We start from the raw sequence: 17,661 nt of genomic DNA, 5'->3' as shown, positions 1-17,661 counted from the left end.
ATTTACTGCTCTTCTTTATTTTGTTTTAAAGTTTGAAGAATTTCATGAAATTGTGCAGGACTTTCAAATTGCTGAGGTGTCCAGTACTGCTCAATCCAGTTGATCAGTGATGTTTTATCGTTAAAAACCTCGCCGCTGGTATCTTCTTTTCTAATCATGTACCGTCCGTTATCTTCATCTGCAGTGATCAAACAGGGTACTGCTCCGTCTTTTCCTTTTATATGAAACTCCATTATTCTCATCCTTTCTTAACTATGATTAATACTATTAGCATTCCCGAAAAAAACTTTCTTAAATTATCTTTTAATTATGAATATTCATGTTATAATGTCACATTAATACATAGTATCAGTTAGCGGAAGGGATGAAGAAATGGACGTTACTTTAAATAATCCGGTTTTACCTGGAGTGGAAGATATAATCAAGGCTCATCAGCTTATCAAAGATGTTACGGTGCACACGCCCCTGCAGAAAAATCAGCGGCTTTCCGACCAATACGCCTGCAGTGTTTATTTAAAAAGGGAAGATCTTCAAATTGTGAGATCATTTAAAATTCGCGGGGCTTATCACAAAATGAAAAAGCTGGATGTAGCTGCGCGTGAAAAAGGTATTGTTTGTGCAAGTGCTGGAAATCATGCTCAGGGTGTTGCATATTCTTGTTCACAATTAAATATTCGGGGAAGTATTTTTATGCCTGCTACTACTCCAAGGCAGAAGGTGGATCAGGTTAGGCTTTTTGGCGGAAATCAAGTGGAAATCCTCTTAACAGGTGACACTTTTGATGATGCTTATCATGAAGCTCTGTCATATTGCGAAAGTAACGGCAGGACTTTTATTCATCCTTTTGATGACTTTGACGTGATCGCGGGTCAGGGAACAATGGCCATTGATATTTTAAACGACTGCCCGGAATCTGTTGATTATCTGTTTGCAAGTGCGGGAGGAGGAGGGCTCATGGCCGGACTTGGCACATATTTTCATGCAGTGTCGCCCCAAACGTCCTTAATAGCCGCAGAGCCTGCAGGCGCAGCTTCGTTAAAAGCTGCATTTGATTCAAAAAAGGTTGTTGAGGTAGCGCAGATTGAAAAGTTTGTAGATGGTGCAGCAGTCCAGAAGGTAGGCAGCTTAACATATGAAATTTGCAAATCTATCATTAAGGATATTGTTCTGGTTCCTGAGGGAAGAGTATGTACAGAAATTTTAAAGCTTTATAATACGGATGCAATCGTGGTAGAGCCGGCAGGAGCCCTCCCCATTGCAGCCCTGGATATGTATAGCGGCCAAATTAAAGGCAAAACAGTGGTATGCGTTATTTCAGGAGGGAACAACGATATAGATAGAATGCAGGATATAAAAGAAAGATCGATGATTTACGAAGGGCTGCAGCACTATTTTATTGTTCACTTCCCCCAGAGAGCAGGCGCGCTTAGAGAATTTTTGGATGAGGTGCTGGGTCCTCAGGATGATATTAACAGGTTTGAATATACAAAGAAAAATAATAAGGAAAGCGGCCCTGCTGTTGTAGGAATTGAACTAAAACAAAAAGAAGACTACTTTCCGCTGATTAGCAGAATGGACAAAAAAGGTTTTTCATATATGGAAATTAACAAAGATAAGCAGCTGTTTCATTTGCTGATTTAACGAATTATCTGCAGAAACTTCTTCTTCTCTCATCACCTGCATTTGAAGTAAAGCTTTAACTCGTTAAGCGTTTGCAAAAGTTGGAATGAAGCTCTTTCATGACTGAAAATTTTATAATTTCTTAACATGTTTAGACAGACTTCGGCAAACAGATACGTTATAATATAGGAAACGGGATAAAAAGAGGATTGATAGCTTGTTATTGAAAAGCCTGGAGTTCAAAAGAAATGATGGACAGAAGGTAAAAATCATTGAGATACCGGTTTTGCCCAAGCATAATCAATATTACTTTATGCTTGAAATACGTTTGCAGACATTCTTAACGTCTATTTACCAGAGAGAGAGCCAAAAGAGTGTGTATTCATTCCGGGAATATCTTAAAAAGGTTCTGAAATGGCCTGATTACGATGCTATATTCCAGACTGCTATTCTGAAAAACAATGCATAGGACTCTGAGACTGCTTAAGCAGTCTCATTTTGTTTTTTTGGGTATAATAACTACTATAAAAGCTACTTTTTGTGCAATAATCCTAAAATGGATTGAAACATCTGCATTTGAAGGTATAATACAAGTTAGTGAGATTGATAGGGATGTGAAGAGATGCCAAACGTTAAAATTGTTACAGATTCAACAATTGCAGTCCGAGAAGAATTGATTCAAAAGTACAACATTCATATAGTTCCGCTGACAATTACCATTGATGGTGAAACTTTTATTGATGGAGTTGAACTTACACCGGATGAATTTCTTGTAAGGATGAAAAAATCCGAGGAACTTCCAAAGAGCTCTCAGCCTGCGGTAGGTAAATTTGTTGAAGTATATGAAAAACTTGCAGAAGACGGCAGTGAAATTATTTCCATTCATATGACCGGTGGAATGAGCGGAACAGTTCGTTCTGCAGAGAGTGCAGCGAGTATGGTTGATGCCTCTGTTTCTGTGATTGATTCTCAGTTTATCTCCTACGCTCTTGGATTTCAGGTTCTGGAGGCTGCCAAAATGGCCGAGGAAGGTGCTTCCAAGGAAGAAATTCTCCAAAGGCTGAAGATTATCAAACAAAACACACATTTGTTTGTCACTGTAGATACGCTGGACAACTTGGTGAAAGGCGGCAGAATTGGAAGGGGAAAGGCGATGATTGGTTCGCTCCTGAACATCAAACCGATTGCTTCCCTTGATGACGGTGTCTACACACCTGTTACAAAAGTACGAAGCCATTCTCAAATTGTTAAGTTTTTGGCCAAACAGTTTGCTGATGACGTAAAAGGAAAAACAGTAAAAGCTGTAGGAATAGCCCATGCAGATGCTTTGGAGCTTGCTCACAAAGTGAAGGAAGCTGTTTTAAGTGCAGCTCCCTCTGCGGAAGTGGAAATTTCCTTCACCTCTCCGACCATTTCTACACATACTGGTCCTGGCGCAATCGGCTTTATGTATTTGGCTGAATAACAGAATCACACTTGGTGTACTCCTAATGCTCCCTTTAGGCAGACAGATTGAAGGTAAAATCAATCTGTAAACCCTAAAGGGAGTATTTTTATTAGCGCGGTTAAAAAAAGACCTTCAAATCAGAAGGTCTTCAAATCTGCAAACACAGCTGTATTGGTCACTCTGCTATAAATACATACAGAGTGACATTTAAAAATCTCGAGCTGCTGTCCATTAAACAGAAGGCATTGGTGATGGTGTTGGATTGGCATAGCCTTCTTGATAATTCTCATCAATCCATTTTCTGATTTCCAATGGGGTTTTACCATTTTTCAGCTCAATGATTGACGCAGCTGCAATATCAAGGCACACTTTGCACTTGGTTCCGTGGTCATCCCAGACAACCGCTCCGTTTTCCTTCCTTTCCTTTATAAAACAATGGTGGCTGTGCTTATGCCCAACAGAATCTCCACAGCCGCAATAACACGGAATGTGTGTTAAGAGCTCTTCATGCTGAGCCGCAGCTGCATAAACAGCTTTCACTTCTTCCGGATGTGATTGCAAAAAAGATGGAAGCTCTCCCAAAGAGGCTGTTTCTTCATGTATATCCGCATGAACAAATGAAGGTTTGTGCTGATGCTGTTCCCCGTCACCGGAGGCATTGCCGGAGCAGCCTGCCGAAAGAATCAGACTTGATAATGTAATAGCCGCCAAAAAAAATTTGTACATACTTTACCCCCTCCTTGTTTTTTTATAACTATATCACAAGTGCTGAAAAGTCTGGGGCAGTTTTTATTTACTATTCATGTGAAATGATTGCGACATTTATGTATATATTAGCACTATAGCGGTTTTTGGAAGGGGATGAATATGAGCAGAAATGTATTACTTTTTGCTGATTTTGGTATAGATGATATTGCAGCTCTCCTTTACGGTTATTACAGCAGCGAAGTAAACATTGTTGGAATTGTTGCAGACTATGGAAATGTGCCTAAGGAAACGGCTATGCAAACCGCGCTTTATTTAAGAAAGGTTATATCACGGGAGGATGTCCCGGTGATTGTAGGTGCTGAGCAGGCGCTGACGGGGGAAACGCCTGTTTACTATCCTGAGATTCATGGAAAATATGGCTTAGGGCCAATTATTCCTCATATTTCAGAAGATGGCGAGGACAATATTTTAGAAAATTTTTTGGAAACATCAAATGTGATCCGAAAATACCAGAACAATTTAACAATCGTGAATGTAGGAAGAATGACGTCTTTGGCAACATCGTTTGTACTATACCCGGAAGTAATGAAGCTTGTGAACGAGTATTACATAATGGGAGGGGCTTTTCTCTATCCAGGCAACATAACACCAATAGCCGAGGCAAACATTCATGGTGATCCTTTTGCTGCTAATATTGTCTTTACGCTTGCCAAAAATGTGACCATCTTGCCGCTTAATGTGACCAACTACGCTATTATCACTCCACAGACGGTCGACGAACTGGATCAATTCTACAAGATCAGGGGAGACGCGATAGGTGAAATTTATAAACCGATGCTGGATTATTATTATCAGTTTTACAAAGAACGTGTTCCGGCAATAGAAGGAAGCCCCCTGCATGACGTCCTGACACTGTGGGCAGTCACTCATCCGGGCTCCATTGAATATGTTGAAAAACCAGTAAAGGTAGATACAAGTATGGGAGGGGCAAGAGGGCTCAGTATTGGGGATTTCCGGCCGTTTCAGAAGCTTGAGGACTATCCTGTGCACAGAATAGCCATCAGGTTTGATCAGGAAAGGTTTCAGGCTGATTATCTCGCTGTTATGAAGAGCCTTCCCTCTACAGAGCTGAATTCAGGTTTGTAAAATAAGAAGTTTTCTTGAATTTTCCTGCAGCCTCTTTTCTCATTGCTTTACAAATGATAAAATTTCAATCAAAAGCGTTGTGAGAGGGATTAGGGATGAGTGGAATAAAAGTTATTGCAGCAATGGTGTTCGCTTCAGCTTTTCTGTTGACCGGGTGCGGTGCCGGCGGTTTGAAAGATTCTTTGAATTATCAGGTGGAGTCCTTTCGTTACAATGATCAAAGCGGCTCTGCTGTTCAATTGTCTGACTTGAAGGGTAAAATTTGGGTGGCAAACTTTATCTTTACTTCTTGCGAAACAGTGTGTCCTCCTATGACTGCCAATATGGCCCGGCTTCAAAAACTGGCAGCTGAAAATCAGCTAGATGTTCAATTTGTCTCTTTCAGTGTAGACCCGGTAGTAGACTCGCCTGAAGTGCTGAAAACTTATGGAGAAAAATTTGGGGCAAATTTTGACAACTGGGTTTTCCTAACAGGTTATCAGCAGAAGGAAATAGAGGATTTTGCGAGAAAAAGCTTCAAAACTATCGTAAAGAAACCGGAAGCCGAGGATCAAGTCATTCACGGTACCAGCCTGTACCTTATAGATACAAACGGAAAAGTCATGAAATCATACAGCGGAGTGGAGAACACTCCTTATGAAGAGATCGTCAGTGATATGAAATTGCTGCACAAATGAAAAAAGATCCTAGTGAAAGCCTTGTCTGATGAGGCTTCATGACGGATCTTTTTTAACTGTATGATTTTGTAAAGGTTTTCTTTATTATCTCATGGGCGGGAGTATATGATTAAGCCTCAAAATACCCGTCAGATATTGATAATACAGCTGCAATTCATTGAATGTGTATGACGGCTTTACTTCAAATGATATGATCTGCTGCTGCAGCTCTTGAGCAAGCTCCTGAAAAAGCGCATACCGCTTGGAGGCTGCGGGAGTTGAAATTCCCTCTCTGCACAAATAGACAGCCTGAAAATCACCGGGATTTGTAGGTTTCATAATCACCAAAAAGGAAGCTGCTTCCTTATCATTCAATTTCGTATGCAGGGCAAGAAGCTTTGTTACCCTGTGTTTGTTTGCTCTTGTTGTTTCTAGGAGCTCATATAAATCTGAGTAGCCTTCTCCCAGTTCTATAAATTTCTGTATCATGTTTGTCTTCCTTTCAGCGCTGTGTTTAACTCTAATGTAGCAAAAAAGGAGGAATAATTGAAGCGGGAGGGGAATAAAAAAAACCCCGCCGGCTTTCGCAGGCGGGGTCCTTCTCATCCTTTACAGGATAGAAGGCAAAGGGAGAGGAGAAACCGGAGGAAGAACTTATGGGGAAACGTAAGTCTTCTCCGCGGTTGGCAACAACATCAACGATGCTGTCTGTAAACAGTATTGGCTGCAAAAAGAAATGTTATACATGAATTGAAAAATTTTTATATTCTCTTGATTTGTTGTATTGAAAAGGCAGCTGTGTTAGTATTATGGATGCGAAAATACAGGAATAATGTAAAGCTGTGGTGAATAATAGATGAGAGTTGTATCAGGCAAATATAAAGGACGGGTTTTGAAAGCTGTTTCAGGTGTTTCGACGAGGCCAACCACTGATAAAGTAAAAGAAGCTCTATTTAATTTGATCGGCCCCTATTTTGATGGAGGAACCGTATTGGATTTGTATGCGGGGAGCGGAGGATTAGGAATAGAGGCGCTGAGCAGAGGTGCAGAAAAATGCATTTTTGTAGATAAGGAGCAAAAAGCAGTTTCTACTGTACATAGCAATCTTGAAGCATTAAAAATGGATAAGAACTGTTTTGAAGTTTATCGCAATGATGCTGAAAGAGCGTTAAAGGCTCTTCAGAAAAGGGACATTTCTTTTCAATTCATATTTTTGGATCCGCCATATAAGCAACAAAAAATGAAAGCGCTTTTAGAATTTATTGACGAAAACATGCTGCTGATGGAAAATGGTTATGTAATCGCTGAACAGGCTTCGGATGCCAAATTGCCTGAACAGTGCGGAAGTCTGTCTGTTTACAAAAGAGAAATTTATGGAACAACAAGCATAACAATCTACAGTAAAACAGATAGCAGGGATGGGGGATGAAGATGGCAAGCATTGCAGTGTGCCCGGGGAGCTTTGATCCAGTTACATATGGTCATTTAGATATCATAAAAAGAGGGGCAAATGTTTTTGACAAAGTATATATATGTGTGCTGAATAACTCTTCCAAGCAGCCGCTTTTTTCGGTAGAGGAAAGATGCGAGCTCTTAAGAGAAGTAACAAAAGAGCTTCCCAACATTGAGGTTGAATCCTTTAAGGGGCTGTTGATTGATTATGCAAAAAGCAAGAATGCCAGTGCAATTGTAAGGGGTTTGCGGGCTGTTTCTGATTTTGAGTATGAAATGCAGATTACTTCAATGAACAGAGTGCTGGATGAAGAAATAGAGACTTTTTTTATGATGACTAACAATCAATATTCTTTTTTAAGTTCCAGTATTGTAAAAGAAGTTGCTAAATACAATGGCAACATCTCAGAATTAGTGCCAAAAGCGGTTGAAAAAGCCTTGATAGAGAAATTTAATGGGTAACAACCTCTCAGTTTAGTTGACCATAATACTAGATAGATGAAAAACAGCATTGGATATATATCCAGTGCTGTTTTTTCATAGCCTATAGCCCTCGGCCTCAAGCAGGGTCCAGCATCATTCCATGTATGTTACATCACTTTTTTTTGTTACATTCTGATCATCATGTGTACCTGTCATAAAGCTGTTAAATTCAGACAGGTTTTCTGTCCATTCTAAGAGCATAGACAATAATGTAAACAAGGAGAGACAGAATGGTGATGGAAGGCCCCAGGTGCGATAACATCTCCCAATAGGAAACAGCCCATGTTTGCTGTGCGAACATTGAAAATGCCGGAATTGTATTGCTTGAGCCTGCTTGAAGACCTTCGTACAAGGGATCCCATAGCAAAAAAGCAAAAACAGAAGAGTACAGTCCCTGAAGAATCCGGGCGTAAAAAAACGGCTGAAATCTAATATCTGTAGGAGCCAGGATGCTTGCCACCTGTGCGTGAATCGAAAAGCCGCTGAAAGCCAAAATGAAGCTTGCAATAATTCCTTTATGCATAAGCTCTGCACTTACTTGGCTTGTGAGCTGATTACCTAATGTTGTTTCAAATAAACCTGAAATCAGCGGAATGCTGAGTTCAGCAGGTATGCTAAAGGTACTTAGCAGCAGGGCAGCTGCAGCACCGGCAAGATCTGTAAGCTGAATCACAGCTAGAAGGCGATTGAAAACAGAAAAAAGAATAATAAAACCGCCTATCATCAAAAGGGACTGTATAGATGAAATAACTGCATCTCCAAGCAGTTTTCCAAGCGGTCTGTTTTCTTTTATTCTTGTTCTATGCATTTCCCTGAAGGCTTCTATCAGTGAAGGGAACTTATTTTTGTTTCTGAGGTAATGGCTTTCCTGATCGTCCCGGCCGTAAAATCTCATCGTTAGTCCTACACAAATGTTTCCTAAATAATGGGCGGCTGCAAGCAGAATTCCTAATGTTTCATCGTGAAAGAATCCTACGGCTACAGCTCCAAAGATAAAGAGCGGATTTGATGAGTTTGTGAAAGAAACAAGCCTTTCCGCTTCTATTTTGGATAGCTGCTGTTCCTGCCGAAGCCTGGCTGTCAGCTTTGCACCTGCAGGAAAACCTGAAGCCATTCCCATTGCCCATACAAACCCTCCAACACCAGGAACTTTGAAAACAGGCCGCATCAATGGCTCAAGCAGCACACCTATAAATTTAACTACTCCAAAACCGATCAAAAGCTCTGAAACAATGAAGAACGGGAGCAGTGAAGGGAACACAATTTCCCACCACAAATTCAGACCAGCTTTAGAAGCGTCAAAGGAAATCTGCGGATGTAACATAATATTAACGGTCAGAAAAGAAATAATAAAAGTAAGTAATAGGGTTCTGAGCTTTGATGAAGTTAACATAGTTCCTCCTAGTCGGCTCCGTTTCTATACATAGTCAAGGATTCAATGGTAGAATAAGCATATTCAAGTGCAGGACAATCCTTATTAATTCAATATACGAGAATAGGGGGTCATTTTAGACCATAAGAATGTCGTATACATTCACAATTAAAGGAGGGCTCTCCTTGGATATTGAACCAAAGATAGGGCTTGCACTAGGCTCGGGAGGAGCAAGGGGATTTGCCCACCTGGGCGTTTTAAAAGTTTTGAAGGATGCCGGTATACCTGTATCCATGATAGCTGGGAGCAGCATGGGCGCACTTGTGGCAAGTTTCTATGGTGCAGGCCAGGACATTGGCAGGCTCTATCAGCTTGCCGGGGCATTTAAACGAAAGTATTATCTTGATTTTACAGTCCCAAAAATGGGGTTTGTTGCTGGAAACCGGGTCAAGGATTTGATCAGGATATTTACTTATCAAAAAAAAATTGAAGAACTTGATATTCCAGTCGCAATTGTGGCGACAGATTTAAAAGCCGGAAAAAAAGTTGTATTTCAAACTGGCTCTATAGCAGATGCTGTCAGGGCAAGCATTTCAATTCCCGGTATATTTGTACCGGAAACAATTGATGGCAGGCTTTTAGTAGACGGCGGTGTCGTTGACAGGGTTCCTGTATCAGTTGTGAGAGAGATGGGAGCCGATATCGTGATTGCGGTAGATGTGGCACAGGTGAAACGTACTGAGGAAATTTCCAGCATATTTGACGTGATTATGCAAAGCCTTGATATTATGCAGGATGAACTAGTTCATCACCGTGAAATTGCTTCTGATATTATGATTCGTCCCCATGTAGAACATTTTAGTTCCAGGGCTTTTACTAATCTGATGGAAATTATTTATATTGGCGAAGAAGAAACAAAAAAGCAGCTCCCTAAAATAGAGGAGCTTTTGAAGCGCTGGAAGGAGTCGCACAACCATGAGAAGAAAGAGTAACGGCATATTTAGGCCGTTAATGATTGCAATCATTATCATCATCATCATTAATTTTATAAAACTCCCTTATTACGTGACAAGGCCGGGAATGGCTACAGAGCTGGAACCGATTGTGGAGGTTGAAAACGGCTATGAAGAGGAAGGAAGCTTTTCACTGACAACGGTAAGAATTGGCCGGGCAAATCCTTTCACCTACCTGAGTGCACAATTTAATAAATACCATGAAATCTTTCCTGTTGCTCAGGTAAAACAGGAAGGCGAAAGTGACGCTGAATATCTGACTCGTCAGATACACTTAATGGAAACCTCTCAGGATGCTGCAATTGCTATAGCTTATACAAAAGCGGGAAAAAAGGTGGAATACCGGCATCAAGGTGTATATATTACATTTGTTATGGAAGGGATGCCTGGTGAAGGTAAATTAAAAGCTGGAGACAGGGTCTTCAAAGCAGATGATAAAGAGCTCACTACAGCAGAGGAATTTATTGCGTATGTAGGGGAAAAAAGTGCGGGTGATGAAGTAGCGGTCACTTATAAAAGGGATGGAAAGGAAAATACCGTATCGCTCACGCTTGCCCCGTTTCCAAACGACCCTGAAAGAGCTGGTGTCGGGATCTCACTTGTGACGGACAGTGAAGTAGTTGTAGATCCTAAAGTGACATTAAAGACAGAGGATATAGGCGGCCCATCAGCAGGACTGATGATGAGTTTGGAAATTTATAATCAGCTCGTTGAAGAAGATATCACGAAAGGGCAGAAAATAGCAGGAACAGGAACCATCAATTCGAACGGAGAAGTTGGTCCAATCGGAGGAATCTCGCAAAAGATTGTTGCTGCTGATAAAGCCGGTGCAAGTATCTTTTTTGCACCTAATGAAAAAGGAAAAAGCAGATCTAACTATGAAATTGCGATAGAGGCAGCAAGGGATATTGATACAAAGATGAAGGTCGTACCTGTTGATACCTTTGACGATGCGCTGCACTTCCTTATGAAGAAGCATCAATAAGCATGGCGTGCATAAAAAAACCCCTTTTCACATAACAGCTGAAGAAGGGGTTTTTAGCATTATATTTAATACGCAATGTCTGCACTGACGATTTTTCTAATTTCTGACACGTTTCATGTTATTCATAGGTGCTGCTCACTCTGTTGTACCTTAAAGGAGGTGTGCTATATTCCTGATGATGCATGCTTACTCTGACATCTTCGGGGAAAATGGAAGCATAAACATTGCCGGCCTTTTTATCAAGCTCAAGCATAGGATGCTGAAATGCAGACAGCTTTGAAATAACAGGTACAGTCATGCTTTTCTTGATGGCAGACAAATAGGCCTGTCCCTCTTTGCTCATCCCGAGCAGCCTGATATACGGGGCCTTTTCAGGAATGTTTTTCATCTGCTGCTTTGTAGTTTTAGTAAGAAGATGTGTGCTTAAACGCTGAAGTCTTGTCCAGGTATAGCGCTTAGTCTTCATCTTGTTCATCCATTCATGAAAGTTTTCTGCAGAATAAATAGTTTGATTAATTCGGTTTTCAAGTCCTTCTTCCACTTCGTATATTTGTCTCAATTCCTCCTGTGAGAGGGTTGAAACCATATATTTTAATAGGTGGAAATAGCTTTCCCAATTATGATAGCCGCGAAATTCCTCCCGATATTCTGACAGCAGGGCTTCCGTACTTTTCGGGACATACTGTGAAATGTCGCTGCTTCCATCTGAAAAGATCGCTTTTCGAATGCTTGTCGCACTAGCGATAGAACAGTCCGGCAACTCTTCATCATGATATCCGGCTGAAGTTCTCACAATAGTTTGAGGTTCAATGGAAGCCTCCTGCCCAGCTGCCGCCTTCACGTAATGATAGCCGAGAATATTATTAGGTTTGGATAAATCCAGGGAAACAGCTGTGCCTGCCGTCTCTTTATAGGCCAGTGAAAGGGATTTTGGGTAGCTGAAGCCCTCTTTCAAAAACCCTTTTATTGCGCTGTCATACTCCTGCTGGTGTTTTTTCAGCGCATTCAATGCACCTGTGAAGCTTGATATATCTCCATTTTCGCTCCCGAAACAAAAGCTGGTGCATTTTAAGGCTTCTAAAATTGAAATGGCTCCGTTTGCAAAGCTTTCAGCCTTTTGCGTGGCATAGGCATAAGGCAGTTCAACCACGAGATCTACACCTCCTTCCAAAGCCATTTTGGTTCTGTTCCATTTTGATACAAGAGCAGGCTCGCCCCTTTGAAGAAAGTTTCCGCTCATTACGGCGATGACCACATCAGCCTTTGCAGCACGCTTGCTTTCAGTAACATGATATAGGTGTCCATTGTGAAAAGGGTTATATTCAACTACAATTCCAACTGCTCTCACGATTCCCATCCTCTATAGTTTGTTTTTTGGACAAAACGTGGTAAAGTGTATGTATTGTTGCCTACATTATAGTGTAAAGAAAAAAATTACACTATAAATGGTGATAAACCCTTTTATCTATGGGCTTTTGCCGCCTTCATTTTTCTCTTTGACCACACTTTGCCCACCAGATAATATTTCATCAATTTTGTCTGTCGCTTCCACTTGACGTTGATCAAAGACATCTGTATAAATATTAAGTGTAATAGAAACGTCACTATGGCCCAACCTTTGTGACACTACTTTTGGACTCACGCCTTCATCAATTAAGATGGAAGTGTGGGTTCTTCTTATGTCGTGAAATCTAATATAGGGAAGATCTAACTCCTCACACAACTGTTTCATCATGTACCTGAGTGTGTAAGGAACAACCAATTTCCCCTTTTTTGTGCGAAAAACTAAATCCTCTGAAGTATTCCTACTGGTTTGTTTATGTTCTATTAATTGATTAAGCAAATTGGCGCTCACCGGAATATGCCTCTCCGATGATTCCGTTTTGACCGGACCTATTACATATTTGCCTTCATTCAAAGTCAGAGTGTGCTGAACATGTATCATCCTCTTTTCAAAGTCTATATCCGACCAATGCAGGCCTAAGACCTCACCGATTCTCATTCCTGTAAGTAAAGCAAGGTAATAAGCTAGATAATAATCCGACCTGGCCCGAGCAACTTTCAGAAATTCAATTGCTTGTTCGGCGGTCCAGCTTTTTTGTTTATTCTTTTGCATTTTAGGCTTGTCTACATCTTGCACAGGATTTTTATAAATCAGTTCCAAAGAAACACCTTTTTTGAATATTGATCCGAGTATTGTGCCTATATAAGAAATATATCGTTTAGCTGCACCCTCATTTTTAAGCTTCTGATAATAATTGTGGATTTGTAAGGGTTTTATGCTTTTGATATCAAGTTGACCGAATGTGGGCATGATCCTGGCGTTCAGGGCCCGTTTATAGGAGTATAGAGTGCTTTCCCTCACGTTCCCTTCTTTATCATCCAGCCAAAGCTCTGCAAGCTGCTGAAAGGTGAACTTCCCACTTAGATCAAGCATACCTCTTTCATAATCGGCCATAGCCAGCACCATTGCTTTTTCGGCTTCTTTCTCCTTATCAAATCCACCTTTAGAAATTTCTTTTCTTTTATTGGTGATGGGATCGCGCACATGAAAACGATATTGATATTTGTTCCCTCTTTTTCGGATGCTGCCTTTCACAGTTGTATTTCCTCCTAAATATTGTTTGAAAATTTCCAGTTCAAATGATACAATTGCACCATAACTTACGAACGATTGTTCTCATTTTAAATTATATAAAAATTTTTAGTTATTTGACAAATTTCGACTTACTTAAATTTACATAGGTGGTACTATATATCTATATCGTTATATCCGAGACCTAAAGGGTGCGGTATAGTCGATGATAGGCTTATTGCCTACCATTTTTGATACCTACTTCAATTATTTCGTATAGTTCCAAAACACTAACATTTAGCACAGCAGCAACATTTAGAGCGGTTTCAAACGACATTTTCTTCTTGTCGTTCACATATTTGCTTACCTGTTGTCTTGAGACGCCAAGACGGTTCGCTAACTGTTGTATGCTAATGCCCTGATCTTTAAGGATATCTCGAAGCAGGCACCTTCCGACTTTGACCGTCAAAAGACACCATTCCCCTACATTAAAATAGCTAAGGAGTTGGATCGTGTTGGCTAAAAAAGAAATTAAATTAGAACAAATACTTGCTAAAATAATAAAAAAAGAAGAGAAAAAACTTACTACCCCCAAAGGGTAGTTATTTTTTTATGTCTCGTTTCACTTTAAGGTACGTCAGTATGTCTTTTAATTCTTCATCGGTCACTGGTTTACCCTCAAAGGTTATATTGTATTTTTCTTGTACTTCTTTCAATGAAAGGTCCAGATCCTTCACAAAATCTTCTTCATCTTCGTTAAATTCGTATGTGTCCACTTCTCCTAATAAATAACTCGCCTTAACTTCAAAAAACTTGGCTAACAATTCAATTGTTTCTAAACTTGGTATTTTCTGCCCGTTCTCAAGTCTGGACAGATGGCTGTAATTCATATTTATTCTTTCACCTAGTTCTCGTAAGGACAGACCACTCCCTTGCCTAAGTTCCTTCAATCTACGGCCTAAATAACTCAAACCCACTCCTCCTTTGTCCTTCGGGACAACTCTCAAGATAACAATAACATACTGAATACGGGTATATTGTTGACCATTAAGCAACAATGTATGCAAATTAATTAAAAAATATAAAAAGGTGTTGACCTATTGCATAACATGCATTAATATAAAATCATAAGTTGGCTACAGGACAACAAAACGCGGTCAACAAAAAAATTTTCAATCTTAGTTGTCCATCAGACAACAGAAAGGATGTGAACAATGGCTCAACAATATCCATCTTTGTTAAACGCAAAGCATGTTTCTGAAATTCTTGGTTGCAGCCTTCGCCATGCATACGAATTGATGGAGCAGAAGGATTTTCCATTGATTCGGATTGGCAGAACTAAGCGGGTTGATAAAGATGATCTATTCAACTGGATTAACCAGCATAAATTTAAAAAGGAGGTTTAAGGAATGAATAAAAATTTAAGCACTGATCAAAAAGTTGAAATCCTTAGGAAAGCCATTGAGGAAGGAGCAAGTATAAATATATATTTCCATACTGACTCTGACTCGGATGTGAATGAAGAATCCGCTCTTGCTACAGCTAACAGTTTTGCGGATATGTATGTTAGCGGTTCTGTTGAAAAACATTCAACTAGCGGAACAGAATGGTTTGAAGTTTTAGGTGACAGTAGTTTAGAGTTAGCAGTCTTTTATAAATATAAATCGGAGGACGAAGATGAAGAAACCGTCTGAATATCAGAAGCTTTTAAATGACGAGGGCTTCTTGGTTCAGTTGATTGAATTTCACCTGTTAAACGGCAATGAGGGTGAAGCGTTCTATGTGGAATATTTAAAAAATGCAAAACGGAAGGAACGGCTTGAATACCTGGCCGGGAAACACTAATGGACATTTTGAATTTAATTGCAATCATGTGGATGTGCACTTTTATCTTTGGTGGCTGCATTATCCTGTGGATGTCAATAGAAGATTAAACCCCTCGGGGCTTTCTTTTTTGCCAAGTGCGCGATATTTGTTGAAAGGATTTAGTCATAAATTTTAAGGGAGGTGATGCAGAAATATCGGTCAAGCTTCACAAAAAATTTGAGGAGGAAGGTTATATGAAACCTTTAGGAATTGTAAGAAATGTTGATAAATTAGGACGGATCGTTCTTCCAAAAGAAAGTAGAGACATTTTCGGATGGGAACCAGGAACACCTATTGAAATAATGGCCACACATGATGGGATTCTACTTAAAGCATACAAGCCGGAAATCCAAAGGGAGAATCTTATCAAGGCTCTGGAGCAGCACAAACTTAAAGATCTTTCATCTATGGGGTTGATTGATGAAGCAATCACTTTCATCAAGACAAAATAAAAAACCTGCTGGGCCAACAGCAAGTTAAAAGTAATTGTATCTATAGTTTAACCTTTTCCATTCATTATATTCAACTGTTTGAATGGACATGCCATATAAATTTGATAATCCGGGAGGAATCGGAAATGAATCCATTGCAAAATCTTGAATTGGTGGAAGTTGAAGATATTAACTCACTTAGCCAGGAAGAAAGAAAGTTTGAAATCACTGACCTTGACAGCTTGAACTGGGTTTTTCGTAAGGTGTCAGCCCTTCATGCCAAACAGAAAGAAATTAAGCAGCTGGCTGATGTTGAACGTGAAAGGATTGCTGATTGGGAACGCGGGGAGCTGTCCACAATTACAAATAGTCTATCATTCTTTGAAAATATGGTGAAAGTGTACCACATGCAGAAACTTGCTGAGGATCCAAAGGCTAAAACAATCAGCACACCATACGGTAAATCTAAAACAAGAAAGTCTGCAGCAACTCCTGAAAAGCAGGACGAGGAAAAAATCCTGCAGTATGCCATTGAAAATGAAATGGATGAATGCATCAAAAACAGCGTTAAATGGGCAGAGCTCAAAAAGGTCCTAAAGATTGTGGAAATCAGCGGCGAGAAAGTCGTGGTTGATAACAATGGGCAAATGGTTCCTGGAGTAACGGTTAAGCCGGAATCAATCTCCTATTCTGTGGAGGTGTAATTTTGGCTCAACAACATAACTTCACTTCACATAATGCAACTGAAATTGAAGAGAAACAGGGGAAAACTTATCTGTTATACGCAAACCCCGGCATGGGCAAGACACATACATTAAGACATTTGCCAGGTAAAACGTTAGTCCTTGATATAGATCGCACTTCACAGGTACTAAAGGGTGAAGCGAATATTGACATCATTTATGTGGACAACCAAAACACTTGGGAGTATTGGGAAGCACTATTGACTCACCTCAAAGAAGTAAAAGGCAAGTATGAAAATATCGCAGTCGATAATGTCTCTGAGCTGGAGCGCTGTTTATTATCTCATTTAGGGTTTCTTGGAAAAAATCAAGGTGTTCCATCACAAGGGGATTATCAAAAAATGCAATTCCGAGTGGTTAATAGTTTCAGATGGATGAAGAATCTTGCTGACCGAATTGTATTTACTGCATGGGAAACAACAGATCTTTATACAACAGCTGAAGGTCAGCAGTATAACCGCTCTTATCCGCAGATTAATCAAAAGATTTTAAATAACGTTTTAGGTTTATGTGATGTGGTTGGTCGCTTGATGATTAATCCAGAGGGTGATAGAGGCTTTGTTTTACAAGGAACAAACAGCATCTACGCAAAAAATCAATTGGACAGTAGAAAAGGTTGTAAGCAAGAAGATGTTTTCTTGTCATCCACAAATGAAAATACGGGAGGAAATAAATAATGTCATTCTTTAAATTTGATGAAGAAAATGTAAACACTGGATTTGAGTTAGTAGCTGAAGGTAAATATGAGGCGGTTATCGTGAACGCTGAAGCAGGCAAGTCACAAGCTGGAAAAGCTAAACTGCAAGTTGATTTTGAAATTCGCAGTGATGTTCCACAGAACCACCAGGGAGCCAAAGTCCTGTATAACACTTTCACTTTTGAGCATGAAGTTGCTGTACGGATTGTGAACTCACTATTAAAAGCATGTGGTTTCTCTAACAACCACTCATTTAGCTCTCCGGAGGATATGGCTAAGCAGCTGATTAACAAAAATCTGAAAATTACTGTTAAGCATGAGGATTATGAAAAAGTAGTTGACGGGGTGAAACAAAAACGTGTGGCTGCCCGAGCAAAGTATTATGATCCTTCGGATGTTAACCCGGTTTCCACAGGTGGTAGTATCACAATCAATGATGATGATTTGCCTTTCTGATAACAACTAAA

At 40.0% G+C, this 17,661-nt stretch carries 24 protein-coding genes; 16 read left to right on the top strand and 8 right to left on the bottom strand.

Features of this window, described 5'->3' with window-relative positions; genetic code table 11:
- Positions 1-2: 2 nt before the first annotated feature.
- A complete protein-coding gene (locus GJU40_RS01795; protein WP_154306028.1) occupies positions 3-233 on the bottom strand; it encodes a hypothetical protein in 231 nt (76 codons plus the stop codon).
- Between the two features lie 139 nt (positions 234-372).
- Here GJU40_RS01795 and ilvA point away from each other — a divergent pair, with 139 nt between their 5' ends.
- The 3 genes from ilvA (at position 373) to GJU40_RS01780 (ending at position 3,085) form a co-directional block, all read left to right on the top strand.
- Positions 373-1,641: a threonine ammonia-lyase IlvA gene (gene ilvA / locus GJU40_RS01790; protein ID WP_154306027.1), complete on the top strand. Its 1,269-nt coding sequence runs from the start codon at positions 373-375 to the stop codon at positions 1,639-1,641.
- Positions 1,642-1,837: 196 nt separating this feature from the next.
- On the top strand, positions 1,838-2,089 hold the full coding sequence (locus GJU40_RS01785; RefSeq protein WP_154306026.1) for a DUF2535 family protein: 252 nt from the start codon (positions 1,838-1,840) through the stop codon (positions 2,087-2,089).
- Positions 2,090-2,242: 153 nt separating this feature from the next.
- Entirely contained in the window at positions 2,243-3,085 is an 843-nt protein-coding gene (locus GJU40_RS01780) for a DegV family protein (RefSeq protein WP_154306025.1), read from the top strand.
- Positions 3,086-3,298: 213 nt separating this feature from the next.
- On the opposite strand, the gene GJU40_RS01775 is transcribed toward GJU40_RS01780, so the two are convergent.
- The gene (locus GJU40_RS01775; protein WP_154306024.1) at positions 3,299-3,793 is read right to left on the bottom strand and encodes a PCYCGC motif-containing (lipo)protein; all 495 of its coding nucleotides are present in this window, start codon (positions 3,791-3,793) and stop codon (positions 3,299-3,301) included.
- A 141-nt stretch (positions 3,794-3,934) separates the two neighbouring features.
- On the opposite strand from GJU40_RS01775, the gene GJU40_RS01770 reads away from it, so the two are divergent.
- Positions 3,935-4,921 carry a nucleoside hydrolase gene (locus GJU40_RS01770; protein WP_154306023.1) on the top strand — a complete coding sequence of 329 codons (987 nt, stop codon included), beginning with the start codon at positions 3,935-3,937 and terminating at the stop codon, positions 4,919-4,921.
- A gap of 95 nt (positions 4,922-5,016) precedes the next feature.
- Positions 5,017-5,598 carry an SCO family protein gene (locus GJU40_RS01765; protein WP_154306022.1) on the top strand — a complete coding sequence of 194 codons (582 nt, stop codon included), beginning with the start codon at positions 5,017-5,019 and terminating at the stop codon, positions 5,596-5,598.
- A gap of 84 nt (positions 5,599-5,682) precedes the next feature.
- Here GJU40_RS01765 and GJU40_RS01760 read toward each other — a convergent pair whose 3' ends face one another.
- The gene (locus GJU40_RS01760; RefSeq protein WP_154306021.1) at positions 5,683-6,066 is read right to left on the bottom strand and encodes a DUF7147 family protein; all 384 of its coding nucleotides are present in this window, start codon (positions 6,064-6,066) and stop codon (positions 5,683-5,685) included.
- Positions 6,067-6,433: 367 nt separating this feature from the next.
- On the opposite strand from GJU40_RS01760, the gene rsmD reads away from it, so the two are divergent.
- Complete coding sequence (gene rsmD, locus GJU40_RS01755; RefSeq protein ID WP_154306020.1) at positions 6,434-7,006, top strand: 16S rRNA (guanine(966)-N(2))-methyltransferase RsmD; 573 nt, start codon at positions 6,434-6,436, stop codon at positions 7,004-7,006.
- Positions 7,007-7,008: 2 nt separating this feature from the next.
- Positions 7,009-7,491 carry a pantetheine-phosphate adenylyltransferase gene (gene coaD / locus GJU40_RS01750; protein ID WP_154306192.1) on the top strand — a complete coding sequence of 161 codons (483 nt, stop codon included), beginning with the start codon at positions 7,009-7,011 and terminating at the stop codon, positions 7,489-7,491.
- 190 nt (positions 7,492-7,681) lie between these two features.
- Here coaD and ylbJ read toward each other — a convergent pair whose 3' ends face one another.
- Positions 7,682-8,905: a sporulation integral membrane protein YlbJ gene (ylbJ, locus tag GJU40_RS01745; RefSeq protein WP_154306019.1), complete on the bottom strand. Its 1,224-nt coding sequence runs from the start codon at positions 8,903-8,905 to the stop codon at positions 7,682-7,684.
- A 128-nt stretch (positions 8,906-9,033) separates the two neighbouring features.
- On the opposite strand from ylbJ, the gene GJU40_RS01740 reads away from it, so the two are divergent.
- Positions 9,034-9,876 carry a patatin-like phospholipase family protein gene (locus tag GJU40_RS01740; protein ID WP_154306018.1) on the top strand — a complete coding sequence of 281 codons (843 nt, stop codon included), beginning with the start codon at positions 9,034-9,036 and terminating at the stop codon, positions 9,874-9,876.
- Entirely contained in the window at positions 9,860-10,882 is a 1,023-nt protein-coding gene (locus GJU40_RS01735; RefSeq protein ID WP_212029777.1) for a SepM family pheromone-processing serine protease, read from the top strand. Before GJU40_RS01740 ends, GJU40_RS01735 begins: the two co-directional genes overlap by 17 nt.
- Before the next feature lie 118 nt (positions 10,883-11,000).
- Here the strand turns inward: GJU40_RS01735 and GJU40_RS01730 are convergent, their stop codons facing one another.
- From GJU40_RS01730 to GJU40_RS01715, 4 genes are all read right to left on the bottom strand, one after another.
- Complete coding sequence (locus GJU40_RS01730; protein ID WP_343031338.1) at positions 11,001-12,230, bottom strand: nucleotidyltransferase; 1,230 nt, start codon at positions 12,228-12,230, stop codon at positions 11,001-11,003.
- A 117-nt stretch (positions 12,231-12,347) separates the two neighbouring features.
- A complete protein-coding gene (locus GJU40_RS01725; protein WP_343031337.1) occupies positions 12,348-13,481 on the bottom strand; it encodes a site-specific integrase in 1,134 nt (377 codons plus the stop codon).
- A 211-nt stretch (positions 13,482-13,692) separates the two neighbouring features.
- Positions 13,693-13,926, bottom strand: coding sequence for a helix-turn-helix transcriptional regulator (locus GJU40_RS21465; RefSeq protein ID WP_170289300.1), 234 nt, complete (start codon positions 13,924-13,926; stop codon positions 13,693-13,695).
- Positions 13,927-14,059: 133 nt separating this feature from the next.
- Positions 14,060-14,428: a helix-turn-helix domain-containing protein gene (locus GJU40_RS01715; RefSeq protein ID WP_170289299.1), complete on the bottom strand. Its 369-nt coding sequence runs from the start codon at positions 14,426-14,428 to the stop codon at positions 14,060-14,062.
- 243 nt (positions 14,429-14,671) lie between these two features.
- On the opposite strand from GJU40_RS01715, the gene GJU40_RS01710 reads away from it, so the two are divergent.
- The 7 genes from GJU40_RS01710 (at position 14,672) to GJU40_RS01680 (ending at position 17,650) form a co-directional block, all read left to right on the top strand.
- Positions 14,672-14,863, top strand: a complete 192-nt coding sequence (locus GJU40_RS01710; protein ID WP_154306013.1) for a helix-turn-helix transcriptional regulator — start codon at positions 14,672-14,674, stop codon at positions 14,861-14,863.
- 3 nt (positions 14,864-14,866) lie between these two features.
- Positions 14,867-15,151, top strand: a complete 285-nt coding sequence (locus tag GJU40_RS01705; protein ID WP_154306012.1) for a hypothetical protein — start codon at positions 14,867-14,869, stop codon at positions 15,149-15,151.
- On the top strand, positions 15,135-15,302 hold the full coding sequence (locus GJU40_RS01700; protein WP_154306011.1) for a hypothetical protein: 168 nt from the start codon (positions 15,135-15,137) through the stop codon (positions 15,300-15,302). Before GJU40_RS01705 ends, GJU40_RS01700 begins: the two co-directional genes overlap by 17 nt.
- A gap of 215 nt (positions 15,303-15,517) precedes the next feature.
- Entirely contained in the window at positions 15,518-15,775 is a 258-nt protein-coding gene (locus GJU40_RS01695; protein WP_154306010.1) for an AbrB/MazE/SpoVT family DNA-binding domain-containing protein, read from the top strand.
- A 125-nt stretch (positions 15,776-15,900) separates the two neighbouring features.
- Positions 15,901-16,458 (top strand): host-nuclease inhibitor Gam family protein, encoded by a 558-nt coding sequence (locus GJU40_RS01690; RefSeq protein ID WP_154306009.1) that lies wholly within the window; start codon positions 15,901-15,903, stop codon positions 16,456-16,458.
- A 2-nt stretch (positions 16,459-16,460) separates the two neighbouring features.
- The gene (locus GJU40_RS01685; protein ID WP_154306008.1) at positions 16,461-17,174 is read left to right on the top strand and encodes an AAA family ATPase; all 714 of its coding nucleotides are present in this window, start codon (positions 16,461-16,463) and stop codon (positions 17,172-17,174) included.
- Positions 17,174-17,650, top strand: coding sequence for a DUF669 domain-containing protein (locus GJU40_RS01680; protein WP_154306007.1), 477 nt, complete (start codon positions 17,174-17,176; stop codon positions 17,648-17,650). Before GJU40_RS01685 ends, GJU40_RS01680 begins: the two co-directional genes overlap by 1 nt.
- Positions 17,651-17,661 lie beyond the last annotated feature (11 nt).

The organism is Metabacillus lacus, from assembly GCF_009674805.1.
Classification (GTDB): domain Bacteria; phylum Bacillota; class Bacilli; order Bacillales; family Bacillaceae; genus Metabacillus_C; species Metabacillus_C lacus.
The sequence above is the reverse complement of the archived record's forward strand: the minus strand, read 5'-3'. Positions and strand labels throughout refer to the sequence as shown.

Coding starts and splice junctions, on each gene's coding strand:
- coaD (WP_154306192.1), top strand. CDS start 7,009: ATGGCAAGCATTGCAGTGTGCCCGGGGAGCTTTGATCCAGTTACATAT.
- GJU40_RS01695 (WP_154306010.1), top strand. CDS start 15,518: ATGAAACCTTTAGGAATTGTAAGAAATGTTGATAAATTAGGACGGATC.
- GJU40_RS01710 (WP_154306013.1), top strand. CDS start 14,672: ATGGCTCAACAATATCCATCTTTGTTAAACGCAAAGCATGTTTCTGAA.
- ilvA (WP_154306027.1), top strand. CDS start 373: ATGGACGTTACTTTAAATAATCCGGTTTTACCTGGAGTGGAAGATATA.
- GJU40_RS01780 (WP_154306025.1), top strand. CDS start 2,243: ATGCCAAACGTTAAAATTGTTACAGATTCAACAATTGCAGTCCGAGAA.
- GJU40_RS01775 (WP_154306024.1), bottom strand. CDS start 3,793: ATGTACAAATTTTTTTTGGCGGCTATTACATTATCAAGTCTGATTCTT.
- GJU40_RS01680 (WP_154306007.1), top strand. CDS start 17,174: ATGTCATTCTTTAAATTTGATGAAGAAAATGTAAACACTGGATTTGAG.
- GJU40_RS01735 (WP_212029777.1), top strand. CDS start 9,860: ATGAGAAGAAAGAGTAACGGCATATTTAGGCCGTTAATGATTGCAATC.
- GJU40_RS01765 (WP_154306022.1), top strand. CDS start 5,017: ATGAGTGGAATAAAAGTTATTGCAGCAATGGTGTTCGCTTCAGCTTTT.
- ylbJ (WP_154306019.1), bottom strand. CDS start 8,905: ATGTTAACTTCATCAAAGCTCAGAACCCTATTACTTACTTTTATTATT.
- GJU40_RS01740 (WP_154306018.1), top strand. CDS start 9,034: ATGTCGTATACATTCACAATTAAAGGAGGGCTCTCCTTGGATATTGAA.
- GJU40_RS01795 (WP_154306028.1), bottom strand. CDS start 233: ATGGAGTTTCATATAAAAGGAAAAGACGGAGCAGTACCCTGTTTGATC.
- GJU40_RS01705 (WP_154306012.1), top strand. CDS start 14,867: ATGAATAAAAATTTAAGCACTGATCAAAAAGTTGAAATCCTTAGGAAA.
- rsmD (WP_154306020.1), top strand. CDS start 6,434: ATGAGAGTTGTATCAGGCAAATATAAAGGACGGGTTTTGAAAGCTGTT.
- GJU40_RS01760 (WP_154306021.1), bottom strand. CDS start 6,066: ATGATACAGAAATTTATAGAACTGGGAGAAGGCTACTCAGATTTATAT.
- GJU40_RS01690 (WP_154306009.1), top strand. CDS start 15,901: ATGAATCCATTGCAAAATCTTGAATTGGTGGAAGTTGAAGATATTAAC.
- GJU40_RS01700 (WP_154306011.1), top strand. CDS start 15,135: ATGAAGAAACCGTCTGAATATCAGAAGCTTTTAAATGACGAGGGCTTC.
- GJU40_RS01770 (WP_154306023.1), top strand. CDS start 3,935: ATGAGCAGAAATGTATTACTTTTTGCTGATTTTGGTATAGATGATATT.